This window comes from Candidatus Methylospira mobilis (assembly GCF_009498235.1).
In the GTDB taxonomy this organism is placed as follows: Bacteria; Pseudomonadota; Gammaproteobacteria; order Methylococcales; family Methylococcaceae; genus Methylospira; species Methylospira mobilis.
This window is the reverse complement of sequence record NZ_CP044205.1, coordinates 503,400-528,952: the sequence shown is the minus strand read 5'-3', so window position 1 is coordinate 528,952 and position 25,553 is coordinate 503,400. Positions and strand designations below refer to the sequence as shown.

28 protein-coding genes are annotated in these 25,553 nt (G+C 53.9%); 11 read left to right on the top strand and 17 right to left on the bottom strand.

Annotated features, from left to right (window positions below; all coding sequences use genetic code 11):
- Positions 1-80: 80 nt before the first annotated feature.
- The 3 genes from F6R98_RS02160 to F6R98_RS02150 all read left to right on the top strand — a co-directional run bounded on the left by F6R98_RS02160 (position 81) and on the right by F6R98_RS02150 (position 1,241).
- On the top strand, positions 81-395 hold the full coding sequence (locus tag F6R98_RS02160; RefSeq protein ID WP_153247555.1) for a hypothetical protein: 315 nt from the start codon (positions 81-83) through the stop codon (positions 393-395).
- 29 nt (positions 396-424) lie between these two features.
- Positions 425-643, top strand: a complete 219-nt coding sequence (locus tag F6R98_RS02155) for a Nif11-like leader peptide family natural product precursor (protein ID WP_153247554.1) — start codon at positions 425-427, stop codon at positions 641-643.
- 124 nt (positions 644-767) lie between these two features.
- Positions 768-1,241 carry a GNAT family N-acetyltransferase gene (locus tag F6R98_RS02150; protein WP_228125045.1) on the top strand — a complete coding sequence of 158 codons (474 nt, stop codon included), beginning with the start codon at positions 768-770 and terminating at the stop codon, positions 1,239-1,241.
- Here the strand turns inward: F6R98_RS02150 and F6R98_RS02145 are convergent.
- Both F6R98_RS02145 and F6R98_RS02140 read right to left on the bottom strand, forming a co-directional pair.
- Entirely contained in the window at positions 1,195-1,863 is a 669-nt protein-coding gene (locus F6R98_RS02145; protein ID WP_228125214.1) for a LysR substrate-binding domain-containing protein, read from the bottom strand. The genes F6R98_RS02150 and F6R98_RS02145 overlap by 47 nt on opposite strands.
- A 6-nt stretch (positions 1,864-1,869) precedes the next feature.
- Positions 1,870-2,196 (bottom strand): LysR family transcriptional regulator, encoded by a 327-nt coding sequence (locus F6R98_RS02140; RefSeq protein ID WP_153247552.1) that lies wholly within the window; start codon positions 2,194-2,196, stop codon positions 1,870-1,872.
- A gap of 120 nt (positions 2,197-2,316) precedes the next feature.
- On the opposite strand from F6R98_RS02140, the gene F6R98_RS02135 reads away from it, so the two are divergent.
- A complete protein-coding gene (locus F6R98_RS02135; RefSeq protein ID WP_153247551.1) occupies positions 2,317-2,703 on the top strand; it encodes a hypothetical protein in 387 nt (128 codons plus the stop codon).
- Here the strand turns inward: F6R98_RS02135 and F6R98_RS02130 are convergent.
- The 6 genes from F6R98_RS02130 to F6R98_RS02105 form a co-directional block, all read right to left on the bottom strand.
- Positions 2,700-3,644 carry a LysR substrate-binding domain-containing protein gene (locus F6R98_RS02130; RefSeq protein WP_153247550.1) on the bottom strand — a complete coding sequence of 315 codons (945 nt, stop codon included), beginning with the start codon at positions 3,642-3,644 and terminating at the stop codon, positions 2,700-2,702. The two genes, F6R98_RS02135 and F6R98_RS02130, sit on opposite strands and share 4 nt — an antisense overlap.
- 280 nt (positions 3,645-3,924) lie before the next feature.
- Complete coding sequence (locus tag F6R98_RS02125; RefSeq protein WP_153247549.1) at positions 3,925-5,118, bottom strand: ATP-binding cassette domain-containing protein; 1,194 nt, start codon at positions 5,116-5,118, stop codon at positions 3,925-3,927.
- 377 nt (positions 5,119-5,495) lie between these two features.
- Complete coding sequence (locus F6R98_RS02120; RefSeq protein WP_153247548.1) at positions 5,496-6,086, bottom strand: YcbK family protein; 591 nt, start codon at positions 6,084-6,086, stop codon at positions 5,496-5,498.
- A 153-nt stretch (positions 6,087-6,239) separates the two neighbouring features.
- Positions 6,240-6,911: an acireductone synthase gene (gene mtnC, locus F6R98_RS02115; RefSeq protein ID WP_153247547.1), complete on the bottom strand. Its 672-nt coding sequence runs from the start codon at positions 6,909-6,911 to the stop codon at positions 6,240-6,242.
- On the bottom strand, positions 6,908-7,468 hold the full coding sequence (locus tag F6R98_RS02110; RefSeq protein WP_153247546.1) for a 1,2-dihydroxy-3-keto-5-methylthiopentene dioxygenase: 561 nt from the start codon (positions 7,466-7,468) through the stop codon (positions 6,908-6,910). Before F6R98_RS02110 ends, mtnC begins: the two co-directional genes overlap by 4 nt.
- Complete coding sequence (locus F6R98_RS02105; RefSeq protein ID WP_153247545.1) at positions 7,465-8,025, bottom strand: DUF2939 domain-containing protein; 561 nt, start codon at positions 8,023-8,025, stop codon at positions 7,465-7,467. Before F6R98_RS02105 ends, F6R98_RS02110 begins: the two co-directional genes overlap by 4 nt.
- Before the next feature lie 207 nt (positions 8,026-8,232).
- On the opposite strand from F6R98_RS02105, the gene aroG reads away from it, so the two are divergent.
- Together aroG and thiS are read left to right on the top strand one after the other, a co-directional pair.
- The gene (gene aroG, locus F6R98_RS02100) at positions 8,233-9,321 is read left to right on the top strand and encodes a 3-deoxy-7-phosphoheptulonate synthase AroG (protein ID WP_153247544.1); all 1,089 of its coding nucleotides are present in this window, start codon (positions 8,233-8,235) and stop codon (positions 9,319-9,321) included.
- Positions 9,322-9,338: 17 nt separating this feature from the next.
- Positions 9,339-10,322, top strand: a complete 984-nt coding sequence (gene thiS, locus F6R98_RS02095) for a sulfur carrier protein ThiS (protein ID WP_153247543.1) — start codon at positions 9,339-9,341, stop codon at positions 10,320-10,322.
- Positions 10,323-10,614: 292 nt separating this feature from the next.
- Here thiS and F6R98_RS02090 read toward each other — a convergent pair whose 3' ends face one another.
- The 5 genes from F6R98_RS02090 to F6R98_RS02070 all read right to left on the bottom strand — a co-directional run bounded on the left by F6R98_RS02090 (position 10,615) and on the right by F6R98_RS02070 (position 13,941).
- Positions 10,615-12,288: a thaumatin family protein gene (locus F6R98_RS02090; RefSeq protein WP_153247542.1), complete on the bottom strand. Its 1,674-nt coding sequence runs from the start codon at positions 12,286-12,288 to the stop codon at positions 10,615-10,617.
- A gap of 71 nt (positions 12,289-12,359) precedes the next feature.
- Positions 12,360-12,566 (bottom strand): YjfB family protein, encoded by a 207-nt coding sequence (locus F6R98_RS02085; RefSeq protein WP_153247541.1) that lies wholly within the window; start codon positions 12,564-12,566, stop codon positions 12,360-12,362.
- A 110-nt stretch (positions 12,567-12,676) separates the two neighbouring features.
- On the bottom strand, positions 12,677-13,126 hold the full coding sequence (locus F6R98_RS02080) for a putative hemolysin (protein ID WP_228125044.1): 450 nt from the start codon (positions 13,124-13,126) through the stop codon (positions 12,677-12,679).
- Positions 13,127-13,346: 220 nt separating this feature from the next.
- Entirely contained in the window at positions 13,347-13,619 is a 273-nt protein-coding gene (locus tag F6R98_RS02075; RefSeq protein ID WP_153247540.1) for a hypothetical protein, read from the bottom strand.
- Positions 13,620-13,719: 100 nt separating this feature from the next.
- Entirely contained in the window at positions 13,720-13,941 is a 222-nt protein-coding gene (locus tag F6R98_RS02070; protein WP_153247539.1) for a hypothetical protein, read from the bottom strand.
- Positions 13,942-14,549: 608 nt separating this feature from the next.
- Here F6R98_RS02070 and F6R98_RS02065 point away from each other — a divergent pair.
- The gene (locus F6R98_RS02065; protein WP_194270096.1) at positions 14,550-15,215 is read left to right on the top strand and encodes a class I SAM-dependent methyltransferase; all 666 of its coding nucleotides are present in this window, start codon (positions 14,550-14,552) and stop codon (positions 15,213-15,215) included.
- A gap of 53 nt (positions 15,216-15,268) precedes the next feature.
- On the opposite strand, the gene F6R98_RS02060 is transcribed toward F6R98_RS02065, so the two are convergent.
- The 3 genes from F6R98_RS02060 to F6R98_RS02050 form a co-directional block, all read right to left on the bottom strand.
- The gene (locus F6R98_RS02060) at positions 15,269-15,736 is read right to left on the bottom strand and encodes a hypothetical protein (RefSeq protein ID WP_153247537.1); all 468 of its coding nucleotides are present in this window, start codon (positions 15,734-15,736) and stop codon (positions 15,269-15,271) included.
- An 870-nt stretch (positions 15,737-16,606) separates the two neighbouring features.
- Complete coding sequence (locus tag F6R98_RS02055; RefSeq protein WP_228125043.1) at positions 16,607-16,819, bottom strand: type II toxin-antitoxin system ParD family antitoxin; 213 nt, start codon at positions 16,817-16,819, stop codon at positions 16,607-16,609.
- An 88-nt stretch (positions 16,820-16,907) separates the two neighbouring features.
- Positions 16,908-19,550: a chemotaxis protein CheW gene (locus F6R98_RS02050; RefSeq protein WP_153247535.1), complete on the bottom strand. Its 2,643-nt coding sequence runs from the start codon at positions 19,548-19,550 to the stop codon at positions 16,908-16,910.
- Between the two features lie 265 nt (positions 19,551-19,815).
- Here F6R98_RS02050 and F6R98_RS02045 point away from each other — a divergent pair, with 265 nt between their 5' ends.
- From F6R98_RS02045 to F6R98_RS02030, 4 genes are all read left to right on the top strand, one after another.
- Complete coding sequence (locus F6R98_RS02045; RefSeq protein WP_153247534.1) at positions 19,816-20,049, top strand: exodeoxyribonuclease VII small subunit; 234 nt, start codon at positions 19,816-19,818, stop codon at positions 20,047-20,049.
- Complete coding sequence (gene ispA / locus F6R98_RS02040; RefSeq protein WP_153250868.1) at positions 20,039-20,941, top strand: (2E,6E)-farnesyl diphosphate synthase; 903 nt, start codon at positions 20,039-20,041, stop codon at positions 20,939-20,941. Before F6R98_RS02045 ends, ispA begins: the two co-directional genes overlap by 11 nt.
- A 39-nt stretch (positions 20,942-20,980) precedes the next feature.
- Positions 20,981-21,616 (top strand): DUF1294 domain-containing protein, encoded by a 636-nt coding sequence (locus F6R98_RS02035; RefSeq protein WP_153247533.1) that lies wholly within the window; start codon positions 20,981-20,983, stop codon positions 21,614-21,616.
- Positions 21,617-22,139: 523 nt separating this feature from the next.
- Entirely contained in the window at positions 22,140-22,406 is a 267-nt protein-coding gene (locus tag F6R98_RS02030; RefSeq protein WP_153247532.1) for an RNA recognition motif domain-containing protein, read from the top strand.
- Between the two features lie 7 nt (positions 22,407-22,413).
- On the opposite strand, the gene F6R98_RS02025 is transcribed toward F6R98_RS02030, so the two are convergent.
- Positions 22,414-25,461 (bottom strand): DUF748 domain-containing protein, encoded by a 3,048-nt coding sequence (locus tag F6R98_RS02025; RefSeq protein WP_153247531.1) that lies wholly within the window; start codon positions 25,459-25,461, stop codon positions 22,414-22,416.
- Positions 25,462-25,553 lie beyond the last annotated feature (92 nt).

The window sequence follows — 25,553 nt, the reverse complement described above, 5'->3', positions numbered from 1 at the left end:
GCCGAAAAACGACAATTCCCCCATAATGGCCCGTTTTTTGTATACACCATAGCGGGCAATAGAAGTAACAGAGGAATACCTTGAACGTATGGGCATTAAACAAAGAAGTCCAACTCAAGCATTTCATGCTGATACTTCAGGACAGTTACGGACCCGGCAGCGTTATGGTCAGCAAGCTGTGGCAGGAAGATACAAAAGCAATAGGCATATACAAGCCGGATCATGAAAGCCTATTGGCTTATGTCCATACCCATGGTCAAGCGCAGGGAAAATTCGGCGTCCATCTGCATTATCCCGATTTTGCGGGCGACAGCACCAGCGCACAGGAAGGCTTGGAGCTGGATGCGCTGGTGGAGCTGGTCTGCATGCATCTTGACCTTGTCAACCCTAGTTAAATTGGAAAAACTCATATGGAGTCTATAGAATGGCAATAAAACAAATTAAAGCCTTTTCGGAAAAAGCCCGCACCGATGCAGCACTGAAAGAACAGCTGCTTGCCTGCGTCAAAGTCCGGGAGCTCATCAGTCTGGCCAAGGAAAATGGCTTCGAAATCGACGAAGAAGTGCTTTACCCGCCGAACGAGCCGCAATTCACTTTTGATCAGTTATCGGAAAAGCTGGGCAAGGCATTGCTGCGCGCCTGATACGGCGGCGGCTTGCCAACCTGCAATTAATATAATATGGTAAAAAGCCTGCCGCGGCGGGGATTGCCGGCATCCAAGCACCCGGCCAAGGCAGCCTTCCTTATCAAACGCCAGTTACATTCTTATGCCGGAGATTAACGGCATTACTATAAGAGCGGCCACATCCTGCGATATCCCGCAACTGGCGGATTTGCTGTCGCTGCTGTTTGCGCAGGAGGCCGATTTTATTCCCAACATCGAGCGCCAGACATGTGCGCTACGCCTGATTCTCGATCACCCGGAAGCAGGACGGATTTTTTGCGCGGAAAACGGCGAAGACGGTAGCATCGTCGGCATGGTCAGTCTGATGTTCAGCATCAGCACCGCAGAGGGCGGTGCCGCCGCCTGGCTGGAAGACATGATAGTACTCCCTGAGCAGCGCGGCCGTCATATCGGCGCGTATCTGCTGAAAACTGCCGTCAACCACGCCAAAGCCGCCGGTTGCACGCGCATCAGCCTGCTGACCGATGAAGACAATCAAATTGCGTTACGCTTTTACCAGCGCGCGGGATTTAAGGATTCGAAAATGCGGCCATTGCGATTAACGCTACGGGATTAAAAGCCCGGCGGTTCCGTTGCCCCCCACATTCACTTTCCTGCAATAAGCTCCGGACGGCCTCATGCAGCTTGCTTCTAAACCATGCGCCACCGGCATCGCCCTCTGCGGTGCGATGCCAAACCATAAACGCATGTATCGGTTCGATATTCCATGGATTGGGAAGCACTTTCAGCGCGAATGACTGCAAGAACGGACGAGCGATTTGCAGCGAGGTGATAGCCAGCAGATCGCTACGCGCAACCACGGCCATCTGCGCCATGGCGCTGGGTACGATCATGGCGGTTTTCCTGGCTATAAACTTGAACACCTCATTGTCCTCGGCCATGACGGCAGAACTGCCGTGTGTTCCAGCAACCCGGACAAGTTTTTCCTGCATGATCTTCTGCTTGCTCGCCGTATCGCCGTCGATACGGGGATGATCTCTGCGTGCGATAATGACAGGTTGATGCCGGATAACGACTTTGTACTGCAAGTCCTGATTATCGAATCGTTCAAAATGAAGGACTGCGTCCATGGAATGATCGCGCAGCTGGATCGCGGTTTCGGCTTCCGATACCGTCGTACACATATTCAGCCGCACCTGCGGTGCTTCGCGCTGAATCAGTTCGTAAAGTTTCGGCAGAATCGCCTAGCCGTCGCCAAAACTTGTCGCCAGAGAAAACATGCGCGTGCTCTCCTGCGGCGTAAAATCCAATACATCCTTCAGACCGGAGCGCACCAGCTCCAGCGCCGAGTGCACCTGATCGTAAAGCTCTATCGCTCTCGCCGTGGGCCGTAACCCCTTGCCTCTGACAGTAAACAAAGGATCGTTGGTAATCTGCTTCAGACGGTTGAGCGCGTTGCTGATCGCCGATTGCGTCATGCCCAGCCGGTCACAGGTTTTAGTCTGATTGCATTCTTCGAAGGTGGCTTCGAAAATAGTAAGCAGGTTCAAATCAATACCGCGTAAATTCACACTTGACCCATCCTAAAAAACAGCCTCAACACCCGTCATTCCTGTCACGCAGAAGATTGGTAACGCAGCTTTAAACAAAGAACAACAGTAGACTAGACAATTAAAACCAATACAATACCATTGTTTGCACGGAAGGCCCATTTCACGTCCGCGATCGAGCGCAGACGCCGGATCATCGACCGCCTCGAAGCGGAGCCGACTTTTTGTGCGGGAAACTACAAAGACAGTATAGCCGCCAGTATGGTCAGCCTGACGATCAACGCCAGTACCGCCGAGGGCGGGCCGGTCGACTGGCTGGAAGGTATGTACAGCGTACCCTGGAACAGAGCGCTGTCGCCATGTTGGCGCGCAACGGCTGAAAACAGCCACCAGCCATGCAAAACGGCGGGCTGCCTCGCGCATCACTCTTCTACCGACAAGGAAAATCATGGGGTACAACGCTTTTATCAACGCGCGGAGGTTAAAAGCTCAAAAATGCAGCGGTTACGATCGGCGCTACGGGATTAAGAATCTGAAGCCGTTACCTTCACTTCCGGCCAAGCGCTCTGAGCCGCCTCCTTGAGCTTATTTCTGAACCAAGTGCCACCGGCGTCGTTATCGGCCGAGCGGTGCCAAACCTGGTACATCGGCACCGGATCAATCGCCCATGGACAGGGAAGCGTTTTAAGCGCGAATGCCCGCTGGAACGGCAATATGGATTGTAGCGAGGTAATAGCCAGCAAATCGCTGCGCGCAACCACGGACATCTGCACCATGACGTTGGGTACGACGATGGCGGTTTTTCTGGCCATAAACTGAAACAGTTCATCGCGATCGGCTACGATGCCGGGACTGCGATGCAAACCCGCAACCCTGACAAACTCCTCCTGCATGATTTCCTGCTTGCCCGCCGTCTCGCCGATACGCGGATGATCTTTGCGCGCGATAACGACAACCGGATAGCGGCTAACGATTTCGTGCCGCAAATCCGGGTTGTTGTATCGCTCAAAATGAACGACGGCGTCCAAAGCATGATCGCGCAGCATGGTCGTGGCTTCGGTTTCCGATAACGGCGCAGACATATTGAGCCGCACCTGCGGTGCTTCGCGCCGGATCAACTCGAACAATACCGGCAGCCCTGCCGTCCCATCGCCAAAGCTTATCGCCAGCGAAAACATGCGGGTGCTCTCGGCAGGCGTAAAATCCAGTACATCCTTTAAGCCGGAACGTACCAGATCCAGCGCAGAATGCACCTGATCATAAAGCTCTATCGCCCGCGCAGTCGGCTGCAATCCCTTGTTCCTGACAATAAACAACGGATCGTTGGTAATCTGCTTCAGACGGTTAAGCGCGTTGCTGATCGCCGATTGCGTCATGCCCAGGCGATCACAGGTTTTAGTCTGATTACGCTCTTCGAAGGTTGCTTCGAAAATAGTAAGCAGGTTCAAATCGGTGCCGCGTAAGTTCATTTACTTCCTCACCCTTAAAATCGACATTAACGCCCGTATTTTCTCTTGGAGATTGGAAACGCGGCTAAAAATTCTACCAAAGCATTGAGTAAAATCAAAACAATAAAACCGCCACCGGTATAAAACGCGCCGGCATAAACCATGGTAAGCGCGGTGAACCGGCACAAGAAAGCGGATGCAACGCCGTTACGTCCGCTTTCTTGCCGAAAAATTGCCGGTTCGAACTGCTTCTTTCCGAGTCTGGCGGCTTCTTCCGAACCGCCCGTTTGCACTTCCGCCGTTAGTGTCTGACCGCGGGCAGGGTCGACGCGCCCTGCTCATCATGCATGCCTGCTTCGTCGATAAGATAAAAAGAATCGCCGTACTGGACAACACGCTGGGAGGGGGGCGCATCCACTTCGGACATATAGGCAATGGTATGGGTTTTAATCAGGCAATACACGGTATCTCCCTCGCTGAGCGCCATGTCGCGGCAAGCGCGCGGCGTGATTTCCGCAAGCAGTGTACTGCCGCAATCGACCTGTACAAAAACGCTGTCGCCGGAAGGAACCAGCGCGCAAACCCTGCCTTTGATCTGATTCTGTATCGAAATACCTTGCAGGTAATGGCGCGACAAAGCGATATCTCCCGATTTTATCGTAACCAGAATATCGCTGCCCGTTTTAAGGCGCGGCCGCAACGGTAAAATGATCGGCAACCCGTAAGTATAAGCCATGGTGCAGCCTGAATCGGGTTCATGCCCCTGGATGGAGACCGCCAGGATATTATCAACCTGGCGCATCCCCAGATAACGCAACATCCCTCGCGCCTTGGCCAGCTCCTGCAGGGAACCGGTTTTTAACACCTTGCCGGCTTCCAGCACGACCAACTGATCGGTCAGCTCCAGAATTTCTCCGAGCGACTGACTGGCATAGAGTACGGGAAGACGCAATTCATCCTGCAGGCGCTTGAGCACCGGCAGCAACTGTCCGCGATAACCGTTGCCTATCGCCGCAAACGTATCGTCCAGAAGCAGCAGACGCGGCGACTTCAATAATGACCGCGCCAGCGCCACTCGCTTGCGTTCTCCCGCTGATAGCTGATCGGTGCGCCGCTCCAGCGTTTCCTCCAGTTCGAGCAAATCAACCAGATAACCGAGCCTGAACAACCGCCGCTGCTTCAAGGTCCGATTATATGCGGCTACCAGACTATCCCTGACGGTTTCGTCGGAACCGGGAGCATCCAGTTGCAAAACCGCGCCCACCGGGCGTTGCTCGCGCGGCACCATGATACCCTTGCGGCTGTCGAAAACAATTTTTCCGTCCAGCGCTATGCGCCCGCTATGCGGCTGTATCGTTCCGGCAATCAAGCCCAGCAGAGTGCTTTTCCCGGCGCCCGATTTACCCAGCAGCCCCATACTGGTATCGTTTACCGATAGCTCCGTAGCCAGATCGAAATGCCCTCGCGTCAGCGTTACATCCAGTTCAAGTCGCATGTTTGCTCCATACAATATATCTATAACAATATATCGTATTATACAAAACTCATGCCGTATCGAAAAAACAGGTCCAAGCTGCTCAGATACCGCGTGAATACGGCCTAAGCATATAAACTCTAAACAAAAAAATATTACGCGCAACGAAAAGGTTTTCTTAGCAGACAATATCGATTGTCATATTGACAACAAACGAGAGCACAAAATCAATGGCGACTTTGTATACCTGACAGGAAAAGATTTTGGCGGGACAGGAACGAGCCTGGGCTCGCTCCTGTAGGGGTATGCGACAGTAGCTGGTAGCTACCAAAAAACCAACAAGATCCGAACAAGGTTTGCGTTATTGCTTATTGGTAAAAAGCCGTATCGCTCCGGTTTTACCAGGTACGCACATCGCCGGTATCGAGATGCACGAAATTGGAGCTGGCGTAATAACCGACGCCGCCACGCTCCAGTGCAATCGCGGCTTTCTGGATGGTGCGGATACTGACGTCTTCGGTACGGAAATCAACTGCCTTTCCGTGCATGTGCAGACTATGTTCCGCCACATGCTGCCCCATCTGGCGCAGCATGTGGTTGGTTTCCGGCGCACGGTACGCGGAAATGATATTGTATTCTCCGCGCCCTTTCGTCAGCACCGTCACCGCATAAAGCAGATCGAGCAAGGCCGGGTCCATGGTACGCGCTTCATCGGTGCGGTGATCGCGCATCAGGTAGTTTACCTTGGTCAGCAGCTTGCGGTCGTAATGTTGCTGCGGACTGCAAATTACGGTCAAATCCTCATGGGTATTGGTATTAACGAGGGTCAGTTTGCGCTCTTGCGTCAAGGCCCTGGCAAATGCTTCCGTCGAAGGCAGCAGCATCGTCGCTGCTGCGGCAACACCGACGCGGTTTAAAAAAGTGCGGCGGCTTATTGCAACACGCCTATGGCTCACGCCATTCGGCTCAGGTTTACTTGCTTTCGTCATTCATTACTCCAATCGCTGTAGTCGCCGCCTCATGGCAGCAGGCTCGGGAATAATCCATCCTCTTCCCGTTAAGACAAGGCTAACTTTAACGGTTCTTTGAGGAGTAAATCAACCCCCTAATGCTAAATTAAGCGAAACACCAAGCGTTACATACTAAAAAGTGATAACTGAAAAGTCACGCGCATGAGGGTGTCCCTCACAAGGCGCCGTTCCTTCGCGCAGCAGTTGATACGTAGCCATGCCGGCTTGACGGGCTGCATCCAGCTCAGCGGCGATGTCGGAAAGAAACAGAATTTCATGCGGATCAAAACCGATGGCGCACGCAATACTGCGATAAGAGCCGGCCTCTTGCTTGGGGCCGGTCGAAGTATCGAAATAACCTGAAAACAACGAGTTAATATCACCGTAACGCGTATGCCCAAACAGAAGCTTCTGGGCCAGAACGGAGCCGGACGAAAAAACATACAGCGCCATTCCGTCACTGCGCCACTGCTGCAGCCTGTTTGCTGCGTCTTCGTAAAGATCGCCGACCAGCTCGCCGCTCCGGTAACCGTCCGCCCAGATCAGGCCCTGAAGGAATTTCAGCGGCGTGATTTTTCTGTCCTCATCTATCCACTGTTCCAATTGAGCAATACACTGTTCATCGTTCATGCGCGCGCAGCAATGTTCCGCCACATCACCCAGGGCCTGCCTGACTTCGGGCGCATTGGCATGCTGCCGCACATAAACGCCCAGATGTTTGCGCGCATAGGGAAACAATACATCTTTTACAAAAGACAGGGACGACGTCGTGCCCTCTATATCGGTGACTATTGCACGTATCATGCAAACGTTCCGAGGAACTGCTCCAGCCGGGGAAAGCTTTCGGCTATTTCGCTGCCGGTATAATCCGCCACCCAGCCTTCCGGCGTCGTAAACAAACGTATGCACTTCAACTCCGGGTATTCGCCCATATCGAACCAATGTTTGACATTGGCGGGCACGCTGATCAAATCGCCGCGCTCGCAAAGAACCGCGTATACACGATCGTCCGGATGCAAAAAGAACAAGCCTCTGCCCTCAACAAAAAACCGCACTTCGAAATCGCTGTGGGTATGTTCGCGCAAGAAGCGGGCGCGCATCGCAACGCGTTCGGGATGATCCGCCTTGACGCTGATGACGTCTTCGGACTGGAACCCATAAAACCGCTTTAAGCTGTCAATCGAATCGTGATACGCGTTCAATACATCCACATTCGATGCATCGGCGCCAAACTCAAACCCCGCAGTCCAGCGCTCGAAGCGCACGTCTATTTCGTTCAAACGCGCGGAGATATCGTCCAGCCCGGTAAAAACCTCGGAAGAGGCGACGTCCCGCCCATCGTAGACACTTAAAACGCTCATTTATCTCCCCCCATTGGAAATATGACATTGCTCAGTTTCCAGAGTAAACCGCTACGGGTAAAAACGAACTGAAAACGACCGTCCTTTTCGCCCTGTATCCAGACCGAAAACTGACTTGGACTATCATAATGATAGACAGCATTACTGAATATTCCTGCAGTACCGGCCTCTGTCGTCTCCGGCGGACTTGCCTGCCTGCCTTGCCACAATTTGCCTGGATTCACGCCATGCAGCAAGGCAGCCAGACCTTGCGGAGTCACCACGGCATCCACCATGCCATCCACGACTCTGGACGCAAGACTCATCGCAAAAGCGGCAAACGGCGTTTGCTTGAAGTCCGACGGGGCCTGCCCGGTCAGGAAGCCTTCCAACTGTACCTTGATATTGGCTTTCAAGGCCGGAAAATCCACTGCATCAGCCAAAATGGCGGTATCCTGATGAGCCAGACCTTGCCTGATCTGGTGCATCGCATAGAACGGACCCAACGCGGCAGCGGTTACGGCCAGCAATAAAACAATGGAGAACCAGATGCTGATTTTTTTTACATTGCCAGACATGCGGCAGCTTCCTCCTTAAGGATACGCCCTATCCATACGTGCGACAGTACACGCCCTATGGCTCCTGCAAGGAAGTGTACACCAAAGCCGATACAGTTTCGCCCATCGCGGACCGCGTCCGTACCTGCCGGGCAACTTTTGAAACAGGCTATTAAGGAGTAGAATTAGCGAATAGCCGCCAGCATCGCGGCCTTCGCATATAAAATCATGAAAGACCCGGCACTCTATAACGACTCGAACTTTGAAACCGACGACCTTCGCATCTGCGAAATCAAGGAAGTCATCCACCCCTGCCAGCTGCACGACGAATATCCGATCACCGACACGGCCGCGCTGACCACATACACGGCCCGGCGCGCGATACACAACATATTGGCCGGACAGGATGACCGCCTGCTCGTTGTCATCGGCCCCTGCTCGATTCACGACCCGGAAGCAGCGCTGGAATACGGCCGGCGGCTGCTGGAACAAAAGCAGGCGCTGGAACGCGATCTGGTTATCGTCATGCGCGTGTATTTCGAAAAACCGCGCACCACGGTAGGCTGGAAAGGCCTGATCAACGATCCGGACCTGGACGAAAGCTTCAACATCAACCGCGGACTGCGGCTGGCGCGCAAACTGTTGCTCGACCTGAACCAGATCGGCGTACCGGCCGCTACCGAATATCTCGACCTGATTACGCCGCAATACGTCTCCGATCTGATCTCCTGGGGCGCTATCGGCGCGCGCACCACGGAAAGCCAGGTGCACCGCGAGCTGGCATCCGGACTTTCCTGTCCGGTCGGCTTCAAAAATGCAACCGACGGCGGCATACAGGTCGCATTGGACGCCGTTTCCGCTTCTCGCCGTCCGCATCATTTCCTGTCGCTGACCAAGGCGGGTCATTCCGCCATTTTTTCCACTACCGGCAATGAAGACAGCCATATTATCCTGCGCGGCGGCAAACAGCCGAATTACGACGCAGCCAGCATACAGACAACCGCCGACGCGCTGGAAAATGCGGGACTGCCGGCTAAAATAATGGTAGACCTGAGTCATGCCAACAGCATGAAGGATTGCCAGCGGCAAATGATTGTCGGCAGGGATGTCGCAATGCAGATAGCAGGGGGAGACTGCCGGATTTCCGGCAGCATGATAGAAAGTCATCTGCTGGCGGGACAGCAAAAGCTGGTTGCCGGTCAGCCGCTGATCTACGGTCAAAGCATTACCGACGGCTGCATCGGCTGGAACGACAGCGTCACGCTGTTGCAGGAACTGGCCGCAGCGATCGACACACGGCGTCGCATACAGAAATAAGCAGGAGAATCGACTCAATGCAACTCACTGTCAATGGAAAAATCCGCTCCATGCATAATCAGGCAACGCTGTCTGAGCTGATTGCCGAGCTGGAGCTGACCGGCAAGCGCATCGCCGTCGAGCTGAACCGCGAAATCATTCCGCAAAGCCGTTTCGACAGCCAACGGCTGCAGGAAAACGACAAAATTGAAATCGTACACGCCATCGGCGGAGGCCAAAGCGGCGATCCGTTGGTTATAGCAGGGAAGACTTACCAATCGCGCCTGCTGGTCGGCAGCGGAAAATATCGCGACCTGCAGGAAACAAAACTGGCGACCGAAGCCAGCGGCGCAGAGATCGTCACCATAGCAATCCGTCGCAGCAACATCGGACAAAACCCGGGCGAACCCAACCTGCTTGATGTATTGCCGCCGGAACGCTATACCCTGCTGCCCAACACCGCCGGCTGCTATAGCGCCGAGGAAGCGGTGCGCACCTGCCGCCTCGCGCGCGAACTGCTCGGCGGACACAACCTGGTCAAACTCGAAGTGCTGGGCGACGTCAGGACGCTGCTGCCCGACATCATCGCCACGCTGGAAGCGACGCGCACGCTGGTCAGCGAAGGCTTCGACGTCATGGTGTACACCAACGACGACCCTATCATCGCCAAACGTCTGGAAGAACTGGGCTGCGTTGCGGTAATGCCTCTGGCTGCACCGATAGGCTCCGGCCTGGGCATACGCAACCCCTACAACATACTGACCATACTGGAAAATGCGAAGGTGCCTATACTGGTTGACGCCGGCGTCGGAACTGCTTCCGACGCAGCCATCGCAATGGAGCTCGGCTGCGACGGCGTGTTGATGAACACCGCCATCGCCGGCGCGCAAAACCCGGTATTGATGGCTTCCGCGATGCGCAAAGCCATAGAAGCGGGACGGGAAGCGTTCCGCGCGGGCCGCATACCGCGTAAACGTTTTGCCTCAGCCTCATCGCCGGTTGACGGTCTCATCGGCGAATAAACAATAGCCTGCCGGCAGGCTATTGATAAGACAGGATATAACCTGCCATGGAGCTGGGAAAGGCTGTCGAGACACACGGTAATCAGCCCTGCGGCTACGCTCGGGACCAGGCTGCGGAGTCCCGACCATGACATCAATGCCATGGTCGGTCTGGCCAACCGACCTTACCCCAACCCTTGTCAACACGCCGCACGCGACTGTACTGAATAACAGTTACGAAAAAATCTTCCGTGATAAGCGATTCCAGTCAACAACTGCCAAGCTCTTGTTCGCCTGGGCGAGAAACAACAGCTTAGTTCCCAGGGAAAGCGACCGTTACCTTGCCGCCTGACGGAGACGCCCCGGAAACTACCACGCCTGTTGCACCCGGACCTGTCACTTGCCCGGTTCCAAGATAAATGGTTGCCGCTTGTCCGTTTACCGTCACCGCCAATGGCGATGCGGTCGCAAACACCGCGTCATTTGTCAATTGCATGCCCGTGGCGGTATTGATGACTGCGCTGCCTGAACCAATAAGCGGCGTAACGCTGTACGAACCGCCGGGGGGCGACGGAGCTGAACCGCTACTGTCGAAATCCGTTATCTCAACCGTATAACTCTCATTGCCGTCGCAGGTAAAAGTCCCCCGGTAGTCGTCATAAGCCCAGGTATAGCCGTTTCTCAAAACCTGGGTATCAAGCGCCGCTGAATAAGGCCTTGCGATTTGAGAAGCTGTCGGGCATGCATTCGAAGCAGACCCCGGAGGGTTGTCGTAACTCCCCTGACAACAAAGTTGTTGCTGTTGAGCGGATGAGTTTTTGGTCGCCCAGGCGCAATCGCTGTAGCAGCCCAAAGTGTGAGTCGCGCCGTTTGGACCCTGACCGTGCGCCAGCATGCCGGAAGGGCAATCCGACCTGGGGCTGGAACCATCATATGGGAACTCCGACATTTTGTCGGATTTGGAATACAGGCTGAAATGCGCTGCGCCGCCCTCGTGATGCGCGCGACTACAGACGGTGTGAGAGTCCGGGTATAGTTTGAAACCGACGTTGTAGCCATTAACCAGCGACACATCGATTGTTGTTACCCCCGTCGTCGTACTGCCGGTTTGCGGATACATCACCCACTCGATCCGCGCGCCGTAAGCCGGATCATCTGGGGTATTCAGATTCTGACCGGTCGCTATAAAAGCGGTTTGTTGCTGCCCCTTCAATTTGATCCCCGATACCACAGTCACCCCGGAATTCCAGCCGCCTGCCGGAACATCCATAACATAAGTTCCCTTTGGTTTCCCTTTTGCGTCCAGTGAGAAGCTGCCTGCTTCTCCACTGCATGGCGTCTGCGTAAATGTGCCGAGTTGGTTAATACACAGGGCGGTGTAGTTGGCGCTTTTGTTAATAAAGGTGATTGTCCGTTGCGGAGCAGGGACCGTCTCATTCGGATTCAGCGGCTGCTGGGGCGCCGGCAACGGCACCAGCGTTCCCGCGGGAATGAAAAAACCATTGCCGTCGGCTGCCATTAAAGCAATATCTACAACATCGTCACCGTGGCTATTCGACCATGACAAGCCTGGACAGCTGTAAGGATGATTTTCGGCGCCCGTATGAAGACCATCAGTGGCTACCGTTACCGTACAACTCCGCCAGCTCGAGGCATCCTGACTCGCATCCTGCTGCCATAGCACATAGGTTCCCAAGGTATAGAGAAAAGCCCACGGCGCGGGTTGATTGCCGTTCCATTGGGTCACGCCGGTGACATAACCGTTATTAGTCAGCTGCAGTTGCGTTTGACATATTGCGGCATCGCCTTCACCGCCGGTATTCGTGCAGAGATAAATATAGGCAGGGTTAAACGCGGCATTGGTAGGAAAAGTTATCAATGCGCCCGTATAGTCCTGACCATATGCGCAATCGCTGATTGCCCCCATCAGGGTCAACGTCAAACCGGCAATTGCGAAACACCATTTTGGTTTGCTCCTGCAAGCCATATCAACCCTCTCGCTTATGATCTTGATTGTTTATTTAAAAAAGCCAATCTGCGGGCTTGCACTTTCGGCGGTTAAGCCGTGATATTCACATTCTGCCCCAGATTAGGCGGAAGGTTCGTTGCGGAAGGCGCTGAAGTAGCAGCGCTGATAAGTGACTGCGTGGTAGAAGCATCGTTATCCAATGCCTTTTTGAACATCGCCACACCTATATTCTGATGCGGATTGGCGGCGGCGGTAGACAGATTCGCAGACAGGCTCGGAACTCCGTTAACGCTCATAATGCCTCCTCAATAATAGATAGTTTCGTAACCACTGACCATGATTAGGCTCCGGCGACGGGCTGACAACCGGAGCTCTCCATATATATCGGCGCGTTACTGGAAATGCTTTAATCGTCCAAACGGCAACGGCCATTAAAATAGGCCCAGACCTCGCAGGTTTTATCCGCCCGGCTACAGCTTCCCGGCTCTTGCTCCGGCTGTCCATCACCGCCGCTTATCCGGTACCGCCCTCCGGTAATGGCGCAATACCGGGCGGCTTCCGTTGCATACCCGGTGACCTTTCTGCCGCCGACCGGGCAGGTTCCGCGCAGCAGCGCCCACTCTTCGCACTGCCTGTTATCCTCAAAAATGCAGATACCGTATTCGCCGCCATCGCCGCGCTTTTGAATAGTAAGCGTACCGCCCCGCTTGATACAGTTTTGCGACGCCGGGTTGGCTATGGCAGTCGTGGATTGCGAATGAGAGGTATTATTTCCAGGCACGGGTGTGGAATGTGCTTCAAGAAAAAAAAACAGCGAAAATGCCGCTCCCATCAAAGACAGCAAACGTTGTTTCAATTTTTTCCGATTCCGATACATGTATGCCTGCCTCAGGTTATGCTGACCTAACGATAACATTGAATCAAACAGTTAGCCTCATGCCGCCAAGGATGTTACCCTGACCCCATCGGGGGTCTTGATTCGGTCATTCCCTGTCGGCATGACGATGTTTACTTTTGCGACCCATCTTAACTCATTGATATAGTGGATCTGTTTTTCCTTGTAACGTCAACGGAACCTAGTCTTTATCTTTATCACACGCATCGGAGCACTTGTTGTAACAAATTTCGCCGAAACATCGCCGGTCGCATTCGCGAAAACATTGGAACTTGTCGTTCATGTTCGATGCATCCTTTACGATAACATCGATACGCTCCGGATTATCTATCTGATTAGGGTCGCTGGCGGATTGCTTGTAAGGGTTGGGCCTGTGATACTCTTCACACCCCGGACATGTCATCATGACAACGAAAACCAGCGCCGCCATCAGGAAATAAAGATTATTTTTCATCGCTGTACACCATCCTGTCGGATTTTAAAAACCGAAACGCGGAGCGCCATATCCCGTTTTACGCCAACACCAAAACCTTATCGCAATAAGAGAAGCAAAATCAACCTATTGCCCAGATCAGCATAGTACTCATGTTTTTCTCCAGCGACTGGATCGATGCGCCCGCAAGATAGCTGAAAGCCACTCGAATCACGTCGCCCGCCTTGACCTCCACCGGCTCGCTCAACGGCAGTACCAGAGAGTCGATAAACCAATCGATAGTAGTGGATTGCTCGGGAACCACCGCCAGAATATTCTTGGTAATGAAACGCAGCGCATTCACGGTGCCGCCCACCTCCTATGAATTGCCCCAGATAATGCCTTTCAGCCTCTTCCTCGCCCGCCAGCGCAAAACCGCTTGCTGTTTGCAGAGCAACCACATCGTGGTTGTTGTTTGACGTTTTTATCATAGAGGCACACTATTCTTCTGGTTAATTGTCAGTCGGTTAATGCGGCGGGAACAAAGCGGCCGCCGGCGCGCATCAGGTGCCCCTGTTCGCCCGCCCGCACCGCAACATCCGCATTGTGTATACAGTTCGCCCCAAAGCCCGGGCCATTAAGTCTAGCAACTTTTACAGTTTAAAGCGCACAGTAAAACACCGTATCCAATTATCTACATAATTAGCCATGAACATGGCATTACGAAAAACGGAGCAAACTCCGGCTGCGTGGTAAAATCCCACTATAGGCTGGATTCGGGCATAACATGGTACAAGCCGTGCGCTCCCGACCGCGCCCCATATGTTCCTGATCATTATTCACGAGCATACTCCACTCAACCCAACACCTGCGGTGAAGTTTGTGACATCCGACACACAGCCCAGACTTGATGAAATAAGTCGATTTTTTGATGGACAGGAAATTTATCGAAAGGTCGTTCTCGGTAATCACATGTTCCATAGAGAAATTTACGCTGCGCTTTCCGTTTTTTTCAAGGAACGGCGGTCCACCGGCCGCAACAGTTTTCTGGATGCGGGATGCGGGGATGCGCGCTTCATTCCGGCGCTGCTGGAAGCAGGCGGCTTCCGGCACTATACCGGTCTCGATCTGTCGGCCGTTTCCCTGGAATTGGCCGCGCAGAACCTGACTGCGCTGGAAGCGCGCGGTTTGAGCATCCGCTTACTGCAAATGGATATGCTTTCGGGATTGGAGGCGATCACTGAAACCTTCGATACCGTGTTTTCCAGCTTTGCCCTGCATCATTTGACGCATGAAGATAAACAGGAGTTTTTCAAACGCTGCTTTTCCGTACTAAATCCCGGCGGGCTGCTGGTCGTCGTCGATACGCTGAGGACTGAAACGGAGTCGAGAGAACAGTACATGGACGCCATACGCATTTATGCGCAAAACAACTGGCATTGTCTCGAAGACGCCGAGACCGAAGCCGCGCTGGAGCATATCACTACGCAAGATTTCCCTGAATCATTCGCCGCCTTGCAGGTCATGGCCGACAGCGCCGGCTTTCCCGAACTGCGGCAGTTGATTTGCCGCGATGTCTGGTTCCAATGCGTTTATACGTGCAAACCGCCTCTCAAGGTTGATGCGGTAACCGCTTGACTGCCTATTACCCACGAAACGCCGGCAGCGATTCACCTCTCCAAAAACAGTGATTAGTATTGACCGTAATCCATGCCGGCTTCAGCATACCCCTTCTCGGTTAAATGGAACCAGTTCAAACTATCGTGCCGGATTTCAATCCAGCCGTTATCCAGCGCAAAACCGATTCCGGCCCTGAAGTCATCAGAGCGATGCTGATTTTTCTGCCAGAAGGCGAGTGCATCGCCGGCAGGAATCGAGTCTCCGGCCTGCATTTTTTTTTGATGGATAAAGAGCGTCATAACCTCTCTTGCAAATTGCTCAGGAGGCGGCTGTATTGTCATAAAATCCTCAAAAGTCATAAAGTCCTCGGAAATAATGAATTTGCGATACTGGCATCGAAGAAACAGGTTCTTCTGCGAAGATGAAAGGATGTTAATTTCATCGCTCATGGCTGCCGCCAAGGGCCGGGAATATGTCAGCGCGCCAACGCTTGCTTGTTGTAGCCAAGCCCCCGTAACCCCCCGGCAGGCTGGCGGCATGAAACTCCATGGGCACCGTCTCGAATGTCATCGCCTCAGCCTTCATGAAGCTTTTTTGCGCCTTGCGCTGTTCGCCGTGGTCCATATTAACAATTCGCGCGCTTCGTCGCGTTTCTGACGCGCCGCTTTCAACTCCGTTTCCGGATAAGCTTCCCTCAGTTTTTCGTACTCCAAAAGGTCGATTTCATGCTACCAGCTTTTCCTTCTGTTGAGCAATGAGCCAGTCATGCAAAAATTGAGTTGGTGACTTGTAGAGCGATGTTGAATGCCGGGGTCAACGCCAGTAGCAACCACCTATCGATGCTGGTCTCGTAACTCTCGCTTCTGCCTCAGACAACAGCGGGATAAACGCCCAAACTTAGGATCTTGCGCGTTCCCTGAAAACGATAACCGAAGCGCTACCGCCTAGAGCCATTCAGCCCCGCCGGCAGATCGCGTATACGCGCAAACCGCCGCACCACGATGCTGACATAACAACCGTTCCCCCTTCGAATGACGGCCGGCGATACGCCTCAGTCGCTGTGCGCCCCGGACAACGACCCATTATTCATGCACAGTGGGGGCTATACCCCTCCACTTCCAGTAGGCGTCGGTTTCCTTGTGTGCGGCGATGGCGGCTTTAGCTTGAAAGAGTTCATTCATTCCGTTTTCTCCGTTATTCGTTGGGTATCAGCCAACCTGATCCACTTGCCCCCATGCCCTTTTCCCGTGGGGGCAACCAAACCCCCTCGCCTTTCATGGCGCGCGGTATCAGGCGCACCCTGCCGCGACTGCCGCCGAGGCAGGCTTCTTCGATTTCAGAAATGGATAAGATCAGGTTGCGCTTGAGTCTCTCTGCCGGTACATGGAAGTCGCGCTGAAGCGGCTGGTTTAACGGCAGAAGCTCACGAAAAAGCAGGCCGGATCGGCGGCCGGGGTTGCCGGTGCAGACGCCGCGCCCGCGAGCAGGAGGCCGCGGAGACGCAGGCGATCCTGATCCTTGCGGATCAGCTCGCGCACGTACTCGCTGCTCGTGCCGTAGCAGCCTTGATTGACCTGCTCATCCACGAAGGACTTGAGCGTGTCGGGTAAGGATATGTTCATTGTGCTCATGGCTCAAGATTAATCGGTTTGGCAAAACCTGGCAAGATTGATGGGTGGCGCCAGTCCACCCAGATCAACTATGAGAACCTTAAATACCTTCTCCCGGCTGTTGCAGCGCATCAAGCTGCAGCCCGCTGACCAGCCGGTAAATATTGTCTATCGACAGAATTACCAGCACATTGCTGGCCGGTTCGTCGTTCGAGAGCGGATTGACTACGCTTTCGGCAATGGTTCTATCGTTGCTCGATGCGCCGGGAATCGGAGTAATGCGCGAACGATTGATTTCCACGATTTCGCCCAGACGAGTCACCATGATCGCGAAATTCTGCCCGTTTTCCTTGTTGCGCACAATCACCGCCTGATTCAAGGAACTGCCGTCCGCTTCAGGCAACAGTTGCAACAGGTCGTATACGGCAATAATCTGCTTTGCGTGACGCATGCAGCCAAAACGCTGCCAGGACGGTGAGCAGGGAATCGGAATTACCGTCGGCGCAAAGACTGCCTCGACCACGCTGTCCAGATAAACGGCATACCACTGATTGCCGATATAAAACGTGGCGAGATCGATGGTGTCGTCGCCAAAATTGTGCTGGTGCACATGGCTGTCTTCCGTAAGCCGCTGCAGCAATTGCAGATTGGGCTGCTTGACCGTGGATTGCGACAACGGCGCCAGCACCAGCGCCAGCACGTCGTTACGGTAAGCGTCGTCCGGCCCTTTGTATTCGCGATACCCCTTGGACATGCAGGCCCCGATCGCATAGTAACGATCGGTGTATTCGATGATGTCAGCGTAGCCTTCCCCGGCCGACAGGCGCGAAAACTGGCGCGCTATCGGGAACTCGCTGCCGGGCGCGATGGCAGGGTTGGTGCTGGCTATCACCCGCCCCTGCCGGTCGGCGAATATGGCGAAAGCATCTTCAATCAGCGTCCCTTCTTCGGTGCGCGGCAATGCATCCTGCAGCATCGCCTCGAACTGAGGGGTCGAATCGAAAACGATGGCAATACCGCCCACAGGAGTCGATTCGCCGTTACCGTTTTCCATGCTGCGCACGGCGGCGGCATAGACATACGTCGGCGCGTCTTCATATAGAGCCGTCGCATCAAAAGCCGAGACGCAATAACTTTCCGTATCCGGCAACGCCAGGGTTTTTCTCACCCATTCGCCCTGCAGGCGGTGGCCGACCAGATCGGTATGCGCGGTGCTGGAAACTGCAACAACCTGGGCTACCCGGTCAAACAGCAGTAGATTACTGTATACCGTGTATAAGCCGTTGATGGTTCGCAGAATCGCCGTCAGCTGGCTTTGCTTTGCACTATCATCGGCGATATTGGCCGTAGTCGAAAGCGCTTCGCGAAACGCCCCGGTCAGCGCCCACCACCGGCAATCGTTGGCGCGTTCGTAGAGATTGCGATCCATGATATCGATGGCCAGCGCCGCCTGACTGGCGCAGTCGTACAGCGCCGAAGAAATGACGGCCTTATAGAGATTGCTGATCGACTCGCTGAATACGTTGCGCGTGCGTATGCCGGTCAGGCCTATTTCGCGCAGCAGCACCTTGGCGAATGAGCGATTCAGCGCCTGATCGTCGCCTTGCGCCGCCAGCCAGACATTGCCGTTCCAAACGGCTCGATCCAGCTCGGACTGTATGCTGGCGGCTCTGAGCGGAATATCGCGCAGCTCCGGTGAAAACAGCGTGGCCGTTTCGAACACGCAATCGCGCAGCGCGGCGGGCACATGTTCTATTTCCCGCGCCTCCGCCATTTCAAACGCATGAACCAGCGGCGCCAGCGCATAGCCGCTCCAGCCCGGGCCGCTATACCCCTGATATCCTTTGGTCTGGCAGGTGGTTGCCAGATATTCGCGGCCGGCAAAGCGCACGATACGGCAATCGTCGTCCGCGATGCGTTCCAGTTTGGCGCCGATCGGAAATTGATAGATGTCGCTACTGGCGATAATTTTATCGTCCTCGCCCAGAATGATCAGTACGCGCCAGTCGCCCGGAGTCAGCAGATTCTCGAAAATGCGCTGGCACTCGTCGGCGAAACGGAAGCACAGGCATAAAACGCCCAGCGGCGTTTCGCCGTCTTCGGACATGACGCGATAGGAATAGATCAGCGGCGAATTTTCTCCGGGCAGGAGATCGGTGGGACGGAACGTCTCGACGTAGGCATTTGCCGTGGTCAGCGATTGCTCGATAAGCGGGTCCTGGGAGTTATATACTTCGTTTTCGGCATCCAGCTGCGCCAGCACGCGCCCATCCGGAGCCAGCAAAATAATGTTGTGATAGACCGAATATTTATTGACATACTCTCGAAAACGCCCTACCAGTGCACTCTTATCGCATCGTCGAGATGCATCATGCACCATTTCAGCGCACCTGCGAATATCCCGGTCTGTTGCCAGAAAACCGATATCAGCGGTACGTTCAAAGAGATTGCGGATCAGTATATCGATAGCGATTCTGGCGCTGAACTGCAGGCCCAGCACGGCTTTCTTGTGAAACTGCAATGCCAGTTGATCCATCAATTCTTTGGCCAATTGATTGAAATCCCGACGCATGCCGGTGATATCGGTGCCCGCGCACAACAGCTGTCCCAATAGGGTCAGGTTATCGTATACCGCTTGAATCTCTTGCAGACTGCGTTGATCCTCCTGCAGTCCTCCCATAAAACGCATAAGATATGGCAGGTTGATTTCGCGACTGCCGGTATTGGGTAGGGTACTGCTCATGATCAAACTCCCTTGTTTGCTTCACTACACAAAAATGTCACATTTACTACAATTTTCATGCAAAAAATATACCCACACCCCATCACTATGGGCAGATTCTATCGTTATGATGATTAAAGTTTTATTAAGGGCTAAAGCTCCAGGAAAATATAATCTATTTACTAATCAATTATCTCGATAACCCAGCCTGTTGCATTTTGGGTACAGCATGAAGCGCGAGAGAAACTATGTGATAATGTGAAGCTCCGTTGAAACCAAAGTACAGATGGCTAAAAAAACGCTGCATTTCGAAGACTCCCTGCATGAGCTGGAGCAGCTTGTCGAACGCATGGAGCAGGGACAGTTATCTCTTGAAGAGTCGCTGAAACTGTTCGAACGCGGCGTTCAGCTATCCCGGTTTTGTCAAAAAGCCCTGAAGGAAGCGGAACAGAAAGTTCAGGTTCTGCTGGAAGATCGGGGGGAAATCACACTACAGCCTTTTACCAATGATGAATCCTGAAAACTCACTCGAAACATTCATGCTGGCTTGCCAGAGCCGCGTGGAAGCAGCCCTTGATGCGCGCCTGCCCTCCGCGGACAAAGCGCCTGCCCGTCTGCACGAAGCCATGCGCTATTCCACGCTGGGAGCAGGCAAGCGCATGAGACCCTTGCTGGTTTACGCAACCGGTCATGCATTGGGAATCGCGCAAACGACGCTGGATGGTCCCGCATGCGCGATTGAGTTTATTCATGTCTACTCACTGATCCATGACGATTTGCCGGCAATGGACAATGATGATTTACGACGCGGCAAACCGACCTGTCACAAGGCCTATGACGACGCCACAGCCATTCTGGCGGGAGACGCATTGCAGGCGCTGGCTTTTCATGTATTGGCGCATGACCCCGATATTGCCGTAAGCGCGGAGAACCGTCTCGCGATGCTGGAAACATTGGCGACCGCCAGCGGCTCGCTGGGCATGGTTGGCGGTCAGGCCATCGACCTGGACTCTGTCGGCAAGGCGCTCACCTTGCCCGAACTCGAAGGCATGCATATACGCAAGACCGGAGCGCTGATACGGGCCAGCGTGTGTCTCGCCGCGCTGACCCAGCCGGGTCTGGCAAAAAGAGATCAGGAGCGGCTCGACCGTTATGCGAAATGCATCGGTCTGTCTTTCCAAATCCAGGACGATATTCTGGACGAAGAAAGCGATACCGCGACATTGGGGAAGACGCAAGGCAAGGATCGGGATGCCAATAAACCGACTTATCCGGCTTTGCTCGGCATGGCCGGCGCAAAAACCAAGGCGCTGGACTTACATGAGGAAGCGCTGGACAGTCTGCGCGGCTTCGGTGAAACGGCGGATTATCTTCGCGCCATTTCGCACTTCATCATCAACCGCCGTCATTAAGATACGCTTAGCTACCTCTCGCACTCCTCTGCAACGGAAATGGCAAAGTTTTCTACAGGGCGGCTGATAGAATGGCGCGACGGCAAGGGTTTCGGCTTTGTCAGGCCGGATGCGGGCGGCAGGGATTTTTTTGTGCATATCAGCGCCTTTGGGAAAGGCTTGAAACGCCGTCCGGCGGTGGGCGACATCATTCATTTTTCCGCCGCCGACAATGACCGGGAAAGTGCGGCCAAGCGCCGTATTGAACGCGCGCATATAGAAGGCGTGGACTACAAACCTCGCAAGCCGGGCGCAGCGATGGGACATACGCCCGTGGAGCAGTTTTTTAACCGGATATTGATAACCCTGCCGCTGGCATTGTCCCTCTATTTAATCTGGACGCGAGCCAACCCGATTCCCTTGGTTTCCTACATATTCATGAGCGCGTTGACTGTGCTGTGCTATGCTGCGGATAAAAAGCAGGCGATGATAGGGACTTGGCGCATACCCGAACCTTACCTTCATCTTCTGGAGCTGATGGGCGGCTGGCCGGGCGGTTTGCTAGCCCAAAATCAGTTCCGCCATAAAGCCAAAAAACCGTCTTACCAATGGATATTCTGGAGCATAGTCGTACTGCACGCCGTACTGTGGTTCGTCGCGCTCTACCCGGAAAACCCGCCAATCTACTTCAAGTAAGCGCAACGCCTGATTCTGTCAGGCACCCGGCCGGGATGCCTCTTCAAGAGCATCCGGTTTTTCTTGTATTTTAACGGGTTTTCTGCTATCGTTAATTCGTTGTATTGGAATCTGCGTTACACAAGCCGCTCTTGTTTTCACCTGAAGCTGTTCTTGTTTCCACTGTCTGTTTCCATAAGCATCCACCGGGCATTTTCAGCTTGTTTGGTTTTCGGTCCGAACTGAGCGCAAGCGGTTCATGTGCCTACAGGCAGGACAGTTAGAATCCACAAAACAAACGTTTTTATCTGTTCGTTCTCTTCGCCAACCGGAATGCGGGGTCTAACCCTTGCGTGCAGGTCGGCGTACGAACGTTATCGAATGCAGCCGATAGCCGGAAAGGCCCGCAAGCTGAGAATGTTGCCGCGTTGTAAGCGGTACCCGAATAATCCAGGAAGCAAGCCCGAATTCGCTCGCTTCTTCCTCATGGACGCGCCTGTGTGGCGTGTTGTCTCTGATCACTATACCAAAGGAGTGCGTACGCATGCTGACGCTTTTTGTTCGAAATTTACCTCCCACCACCACAGAAGCCAACCTGACCGAGCTTTTTGCCACTCATGGCAAGGTTTTTGATATCAAGGTAAGCCGTGATCTCTTCACCGGAAAGGCGAGAGGCACTGCAACCGTCAATATGGAGGGACATGAAGCTCGCGCCGCAATTGCCGGTCTGGACGGTTCCGACTTTGGCGGAAACTCCATTTACGTTACCCTGGACAAAGGTCCGCGCAACGGCGGCCGCGGCCGCCGCTGATACGCTCTCATTGACTACCCAGGGAAAGACACGCCCCCGGCGGCGTGTTGCCACCCTGGGTAATGACGTTGTCCTGCAGATAAATACGGTTTTCAGCAAGTCCGTTCTGGCGAATCATGGTAATACGCAGATACTGCGCCCGATTTTGCGCCAGACGCTGAAAATCGGCATTCATGATTTTCCAGCTTTCCAGAACCTTTTTTCTGGCCTGAGTATATTCCTCCACACTGTCCGGCGCGTTATGGAGCGCCGTAGCGAGAGGGTCGTTCGGGTACTTGCTCAGGTAAAATGCAATAAACAAGCGCTTATAATCCTCCGGGCCGGGTTCCCCACCGCCTGCGCCCGGATTTTCACGGCCGGATGATATTTTCCAGGTATTTTTCAGCTGCGTCATCAGCGCGCTTTCCGCCAACCCCAACCTGTCGAGTGTGGAATTGGCGTTGCCGCGTATACTAAGATACAATTCCGGCCGCTCTTTCAGCACTTCGGTCAGCGATGACAGTTTTTGCGTATCGCCAATAGTTAACCGGCTTTGCCCCAGCGCAAATGGAATGCAGGCGGCATAGCCTTCCGTATCCGCGCCTATCGAGAATAAACCGCCCATGGCGGAAAACGGCGCGCTGACCAGCTTGGTGAACAGTTTCATCGCGGCGTCGGCCAATATGCCGCCGATACTGACGTCAGGCTGTTTCAAATCGCCGCTTACCGGAAGCTCGAACTCGATGCGTCCGCTGCCGTCTTTCAGCAACGCAATCGCCAGCTTTATCGGCAGATCCGTCGCGCTATCGCTGTCCACTTTTTCCCCCAGCGTAAGCTGGTCTATCTGAAAACGATTACTGGCTTCGAGCTGCTCGTCTTTGAGCTGATATTTCAAATCCATCGACAGCTTGCCCTCGTCAATGCGGTATCCGGCAAATTTTGCCGCGTACGGCGAAAAAGGGGCCAGATCCATATCGCTGAATTGAAGCGTCAGATCGCTGTAGGTTTTCGCTGCGAGTAAATTGATCTGCCCGAAAATTTTTACCGGATCATAGGTATTGATGCGACCCTCCAGCATCACATCGGAGCGGGTATTCTCCTCGGACGACAGACTGAGGATAGTCCCGTTAAGCGCCTTGATATCAGCCGAAAAGCTGGTCGGATTCAGCGTGTAATCGGAAAAATCGGCCTGCCCGTCGCGGATTCTTAAAGCGCCTATGGTAACCAATAGCGCTTTTGCCGAAGATGAAGGTAATGATGACGCCTCCAAAGCGGACGCCTGCCGCTGCTTCAGGTTTTCTTTCAGATTGATATGTCCGTCGCGGGCGATCACAATGCGGACATAAGGCTCGACCGTTGAAATATCGCCGATGCTCAAACGCTGTGCGGGCAGGCTTTCGAATACGATTTTTTTCAAATTCAGAGCTTTCCAGCCCAGAAAATCCTTGCCGAAACGCTTGTCGCGCGTCAGTAGACCGGTAGCGCCGGCATCTCCGGAAAACCGTATCGAATCGCCCGCACCGCCCTGATAATAGTCGACGTCGCCACTGACATCCAACAGGCCGCTGACCAGATCGATTTGCGCATATTTATCCAGATAGGGCTGTAACGGCGACAGCGGCATATTCTCAACGCTGAAATGAAGGTCGGCGACCAGTTGCGGATTGTACGACAGCTTGCCTTCGATATGCGTCTCGCCGCCGGACGCTGCATCCGTACTTAGATTGATCTGTATCTGCGCACCGGGATGAGTATCGAAACCATCAAGCTGCAGATGCAACGGCGGAAACTGGTAAGAGGGATTTGACGGCAGCGAAAAATCCTGCAATATCGCACGGTACTGTTTCAGCTCGATCATGCCGATGGCGATTTGCCAATGGTCCTCCACCTGCCCGGCTATCGATGCTACAGCCGGCTGGGCGGCCTGCTGCTGTTTCCATGGCGCGCCGGGTAGGCTGAACTGACCGTTCCGGTCCCGCCACAGCGGAATATTGGCGCCGCCGGAAGTCAAACGCTCCATTTTCAAGACAGACTTATCCGTGTTCACCTTGATTCCACGCGCCTCGATAAGCGGACAATCGATAGCGGTGGCTTTACTCTCCTGGCCGTCGTTCAGAATGCCCATGGACAATTCGCGGACGGTAAAATCGGTCAATAGAATTTCAGCATCGTGACTGTGCATTTCCAGATTGCCAAGCGATACCTCCCTGCTTTTCAGGTAAGCATCCGTCTTCTTCCATGAAACGGAAAGCTCGTGCAGCGATGCGTTGATTATCTTGAAGCTGTGCCTGTCCTTTTCCTGAGAGAAATTGATAGAGGCGTTTAAAACCGCTTTTTTGATTTCAAAAGGGCTTTCCGTGGTGAAATAGCGCGCGATTTGCTCTATTTCCAGGTTTTTCAGAATGATCTCGGCGTCAATTTTCATAGGCATCAAACCGATATGCCCTTTGATTTCGAGCCGTTCATGTCCGGTTTTTCCATCGGCGGCAAGCATCACAACGGCATGCGTTCCGGTTCGGCTGCTTAAGTCCCGCACCTCGGCATTATGCACGCGCCATTGGGTTTGAAACGCCGGCTGCAGCGACGCGTCGTCCAACTCGATTGCGGCGTTTTCCACGACTATCCTGTCGATAACGAACGGCACCCCCGCAGTCTGACCACTTGATGAACGCAGTTCGGGCAACGCATCGAACTTCCCGTTTTTCGAACGGTGCAGACGCAGGTTTAGATCGGACAACAGAACTTCCTGGATATGCAGTTCCGGATGCCGCAGCGACCTCAAGCCGGCGACATTCACCTGCAGCGCGCCGATGTCGAACAAAGGCTGTTGATGCTTGTCCAGGATGCGCAATTTTTCCGCATGCGCGGTAAATGCAAACGGATTGATGCGCACTGCGCCGATTTCCATATGCAGGCCAAGCTGCTCGGCGGCTATCGCCGGAAGCCGGGATTGCAGCAGCCGGGGAACAAGGACGAAGCCGGCCAGGCTGTAAATGCCGATAATACCGGCCAACAAACCGGCAATGACGATCAAAACGCGGGGGTTGGCGAATACTCGAAAACGAGGACGCGGCATGTGTTGGGCTCCAATATCACAACGACTCCTAGCCTATACTATTGTAGCCCAATGCTGCACTATTCCGGCTTTCTCCTGATTTGTAAAATCAG

Coding starts and splice junctions, on each gene's coding strand:
- F6R98_RS02155 (WP_153247554.1), top strand. CDS start 425: ATGGCAATAAAACAAATTAAAGCCTTTTCGGAAAAAGCCCGCACCGAT.
- F6R98_RS02150 (WP_228125045.1), top strand. CDS start 768: ATGCCGGAGATTAACGGCATTACTATAAGAGCGGCCACATCCTGCGAT.
- F6R98_RS02130 (WP_153247550.1), bottom strand. CDS start 3,644: ATGAACTTACGCGGCACCGATTTGAACCTGCTTACTATTTTCGAAGCA.
- F6R98_RS02125 (WP_153247549.1), bottom strand. CDS start 5,118: ATGCGACTTGAACTGGATGTAACGCTGACGCGAGGGCATTTCGATCTG.
- F6R98_RS02120 (WP_153247548.1), bottom strand. CDS start 6,086: ATGACGAAAGCAAGTAAACCTGAGCCGAATGGCGTGAGCCATAGGCGT.
- mtnC (WP_153247547.1), bottom strand. CDS start 6,911: ATGATACGTGCAATAGTCACCGATATAGAGGGCACGACGTCGTCCCTG.
- F6R98_RS02110 (WP_153247546.1), bottom strand. CDS start 7,468: ATGAGCGTTTTAAGTGTCTACGATGGGCGGGACGTCGCCTCTTCCGAG.
- F6R98_RS02105 (WP_153247545.1), bottom strand. CDS start 8,025: ATGTCTGGCAATGTAAAAAAAATCAGCATCTGGTTCTCCATTGTTTTA.
- aroG (WP_153247544.1), top strand. CDS start 8,233: ATGAAAGACCCGGCACTCTATAACGACTCGAACTTTGAAACCGACGAC.
- thiS (WP_153247543.1), top strand. CDS start 9,339: ATGCAACTCACTGTCAATGGAAAAATCCGCTCCATGCATAATCAGGCA.
- F6R98_RS02090 (WP_153247542.1), bottom strand. CDS start 12,288: ATGGCTTGCAGGAGCAAACCAAAATGGTGTTTCGCAATTGCCGGTTTG.
- F6R98_RS02085 (WP_153247541.1), bottom strand. CDS start 12,566: ATGAGCGTTAACGGAGTTCCGAGCCTGTCTGCGAATCTGTCTACCGCC.
- F6R98_RS02075 (WP_153247540.1), bottom strand. CDS start 13,619: ATGAAAAATAATCTTTATTTCCTGATGGCGGCGCTGGTTTTCGTTGTC.
- F6R98_RS02065 (WP_194270096.1), top strand. CDS start 14,550: ATGTTCCATAGAGAAATTTACGCTGCGCTTTCCGTTTTTTTCAAGGAA.
- F6R98_RS02060 (WP_153247537.1), bottom strand. CDS start 15,736: ATGCCGCCAGCCTGCCGGGGGGTTACGGGGGCTTGGCTACAACAAGCA.
- F6R98_RS02055 (WP_228125043.1), bottom strand. CDS start 16,819: ATGAACATATCCTTACCCGACACGCTCAAGTCCTTCGTGGATGAGCAG.
- F6R98_RS02050 (WP_153247535.1), bottom strand. CDS start 19,550: ATGAGCAGTACCCTACCCAATACCGGCAGTCGCGAAATCAACCTGCCA.
- F6R98_RS02045 (WP_153247534.1), top strand. CDS start 19,816: ATGGCTAAAAAAACGCTGCATTTCGAAGACTCCCTGCATGAGCTGGAG.
- ispA (WP_153250868.1), top strand. CDS start 20,039: ATGAATCCTGAAAACTCACTCGAAACATTCATGCTGGCTTGCCAGAGC.
- F6R98_RS02035 (WP_153247533.1), top strand. CDS start 20,981: ATGGCAAAGTTTTCTACAGGGCGGCTGATAGAATGGCGCGACGGCAAG.
- F6R98_RS02030 (WP_153247532.1), top strand. CDS start 22,140: ATGCTGACGCTTTTTGTTCGAAATTTACCTCCCACCACCACAGAAGCC.
- F6R98_RS02025 (WP_153247531.1), bottom strand. CDS start 25,461: ATGCCGCGTCCTCGTTTTCGAGTATTCGCCAACCCCCGCGTTTTGATC.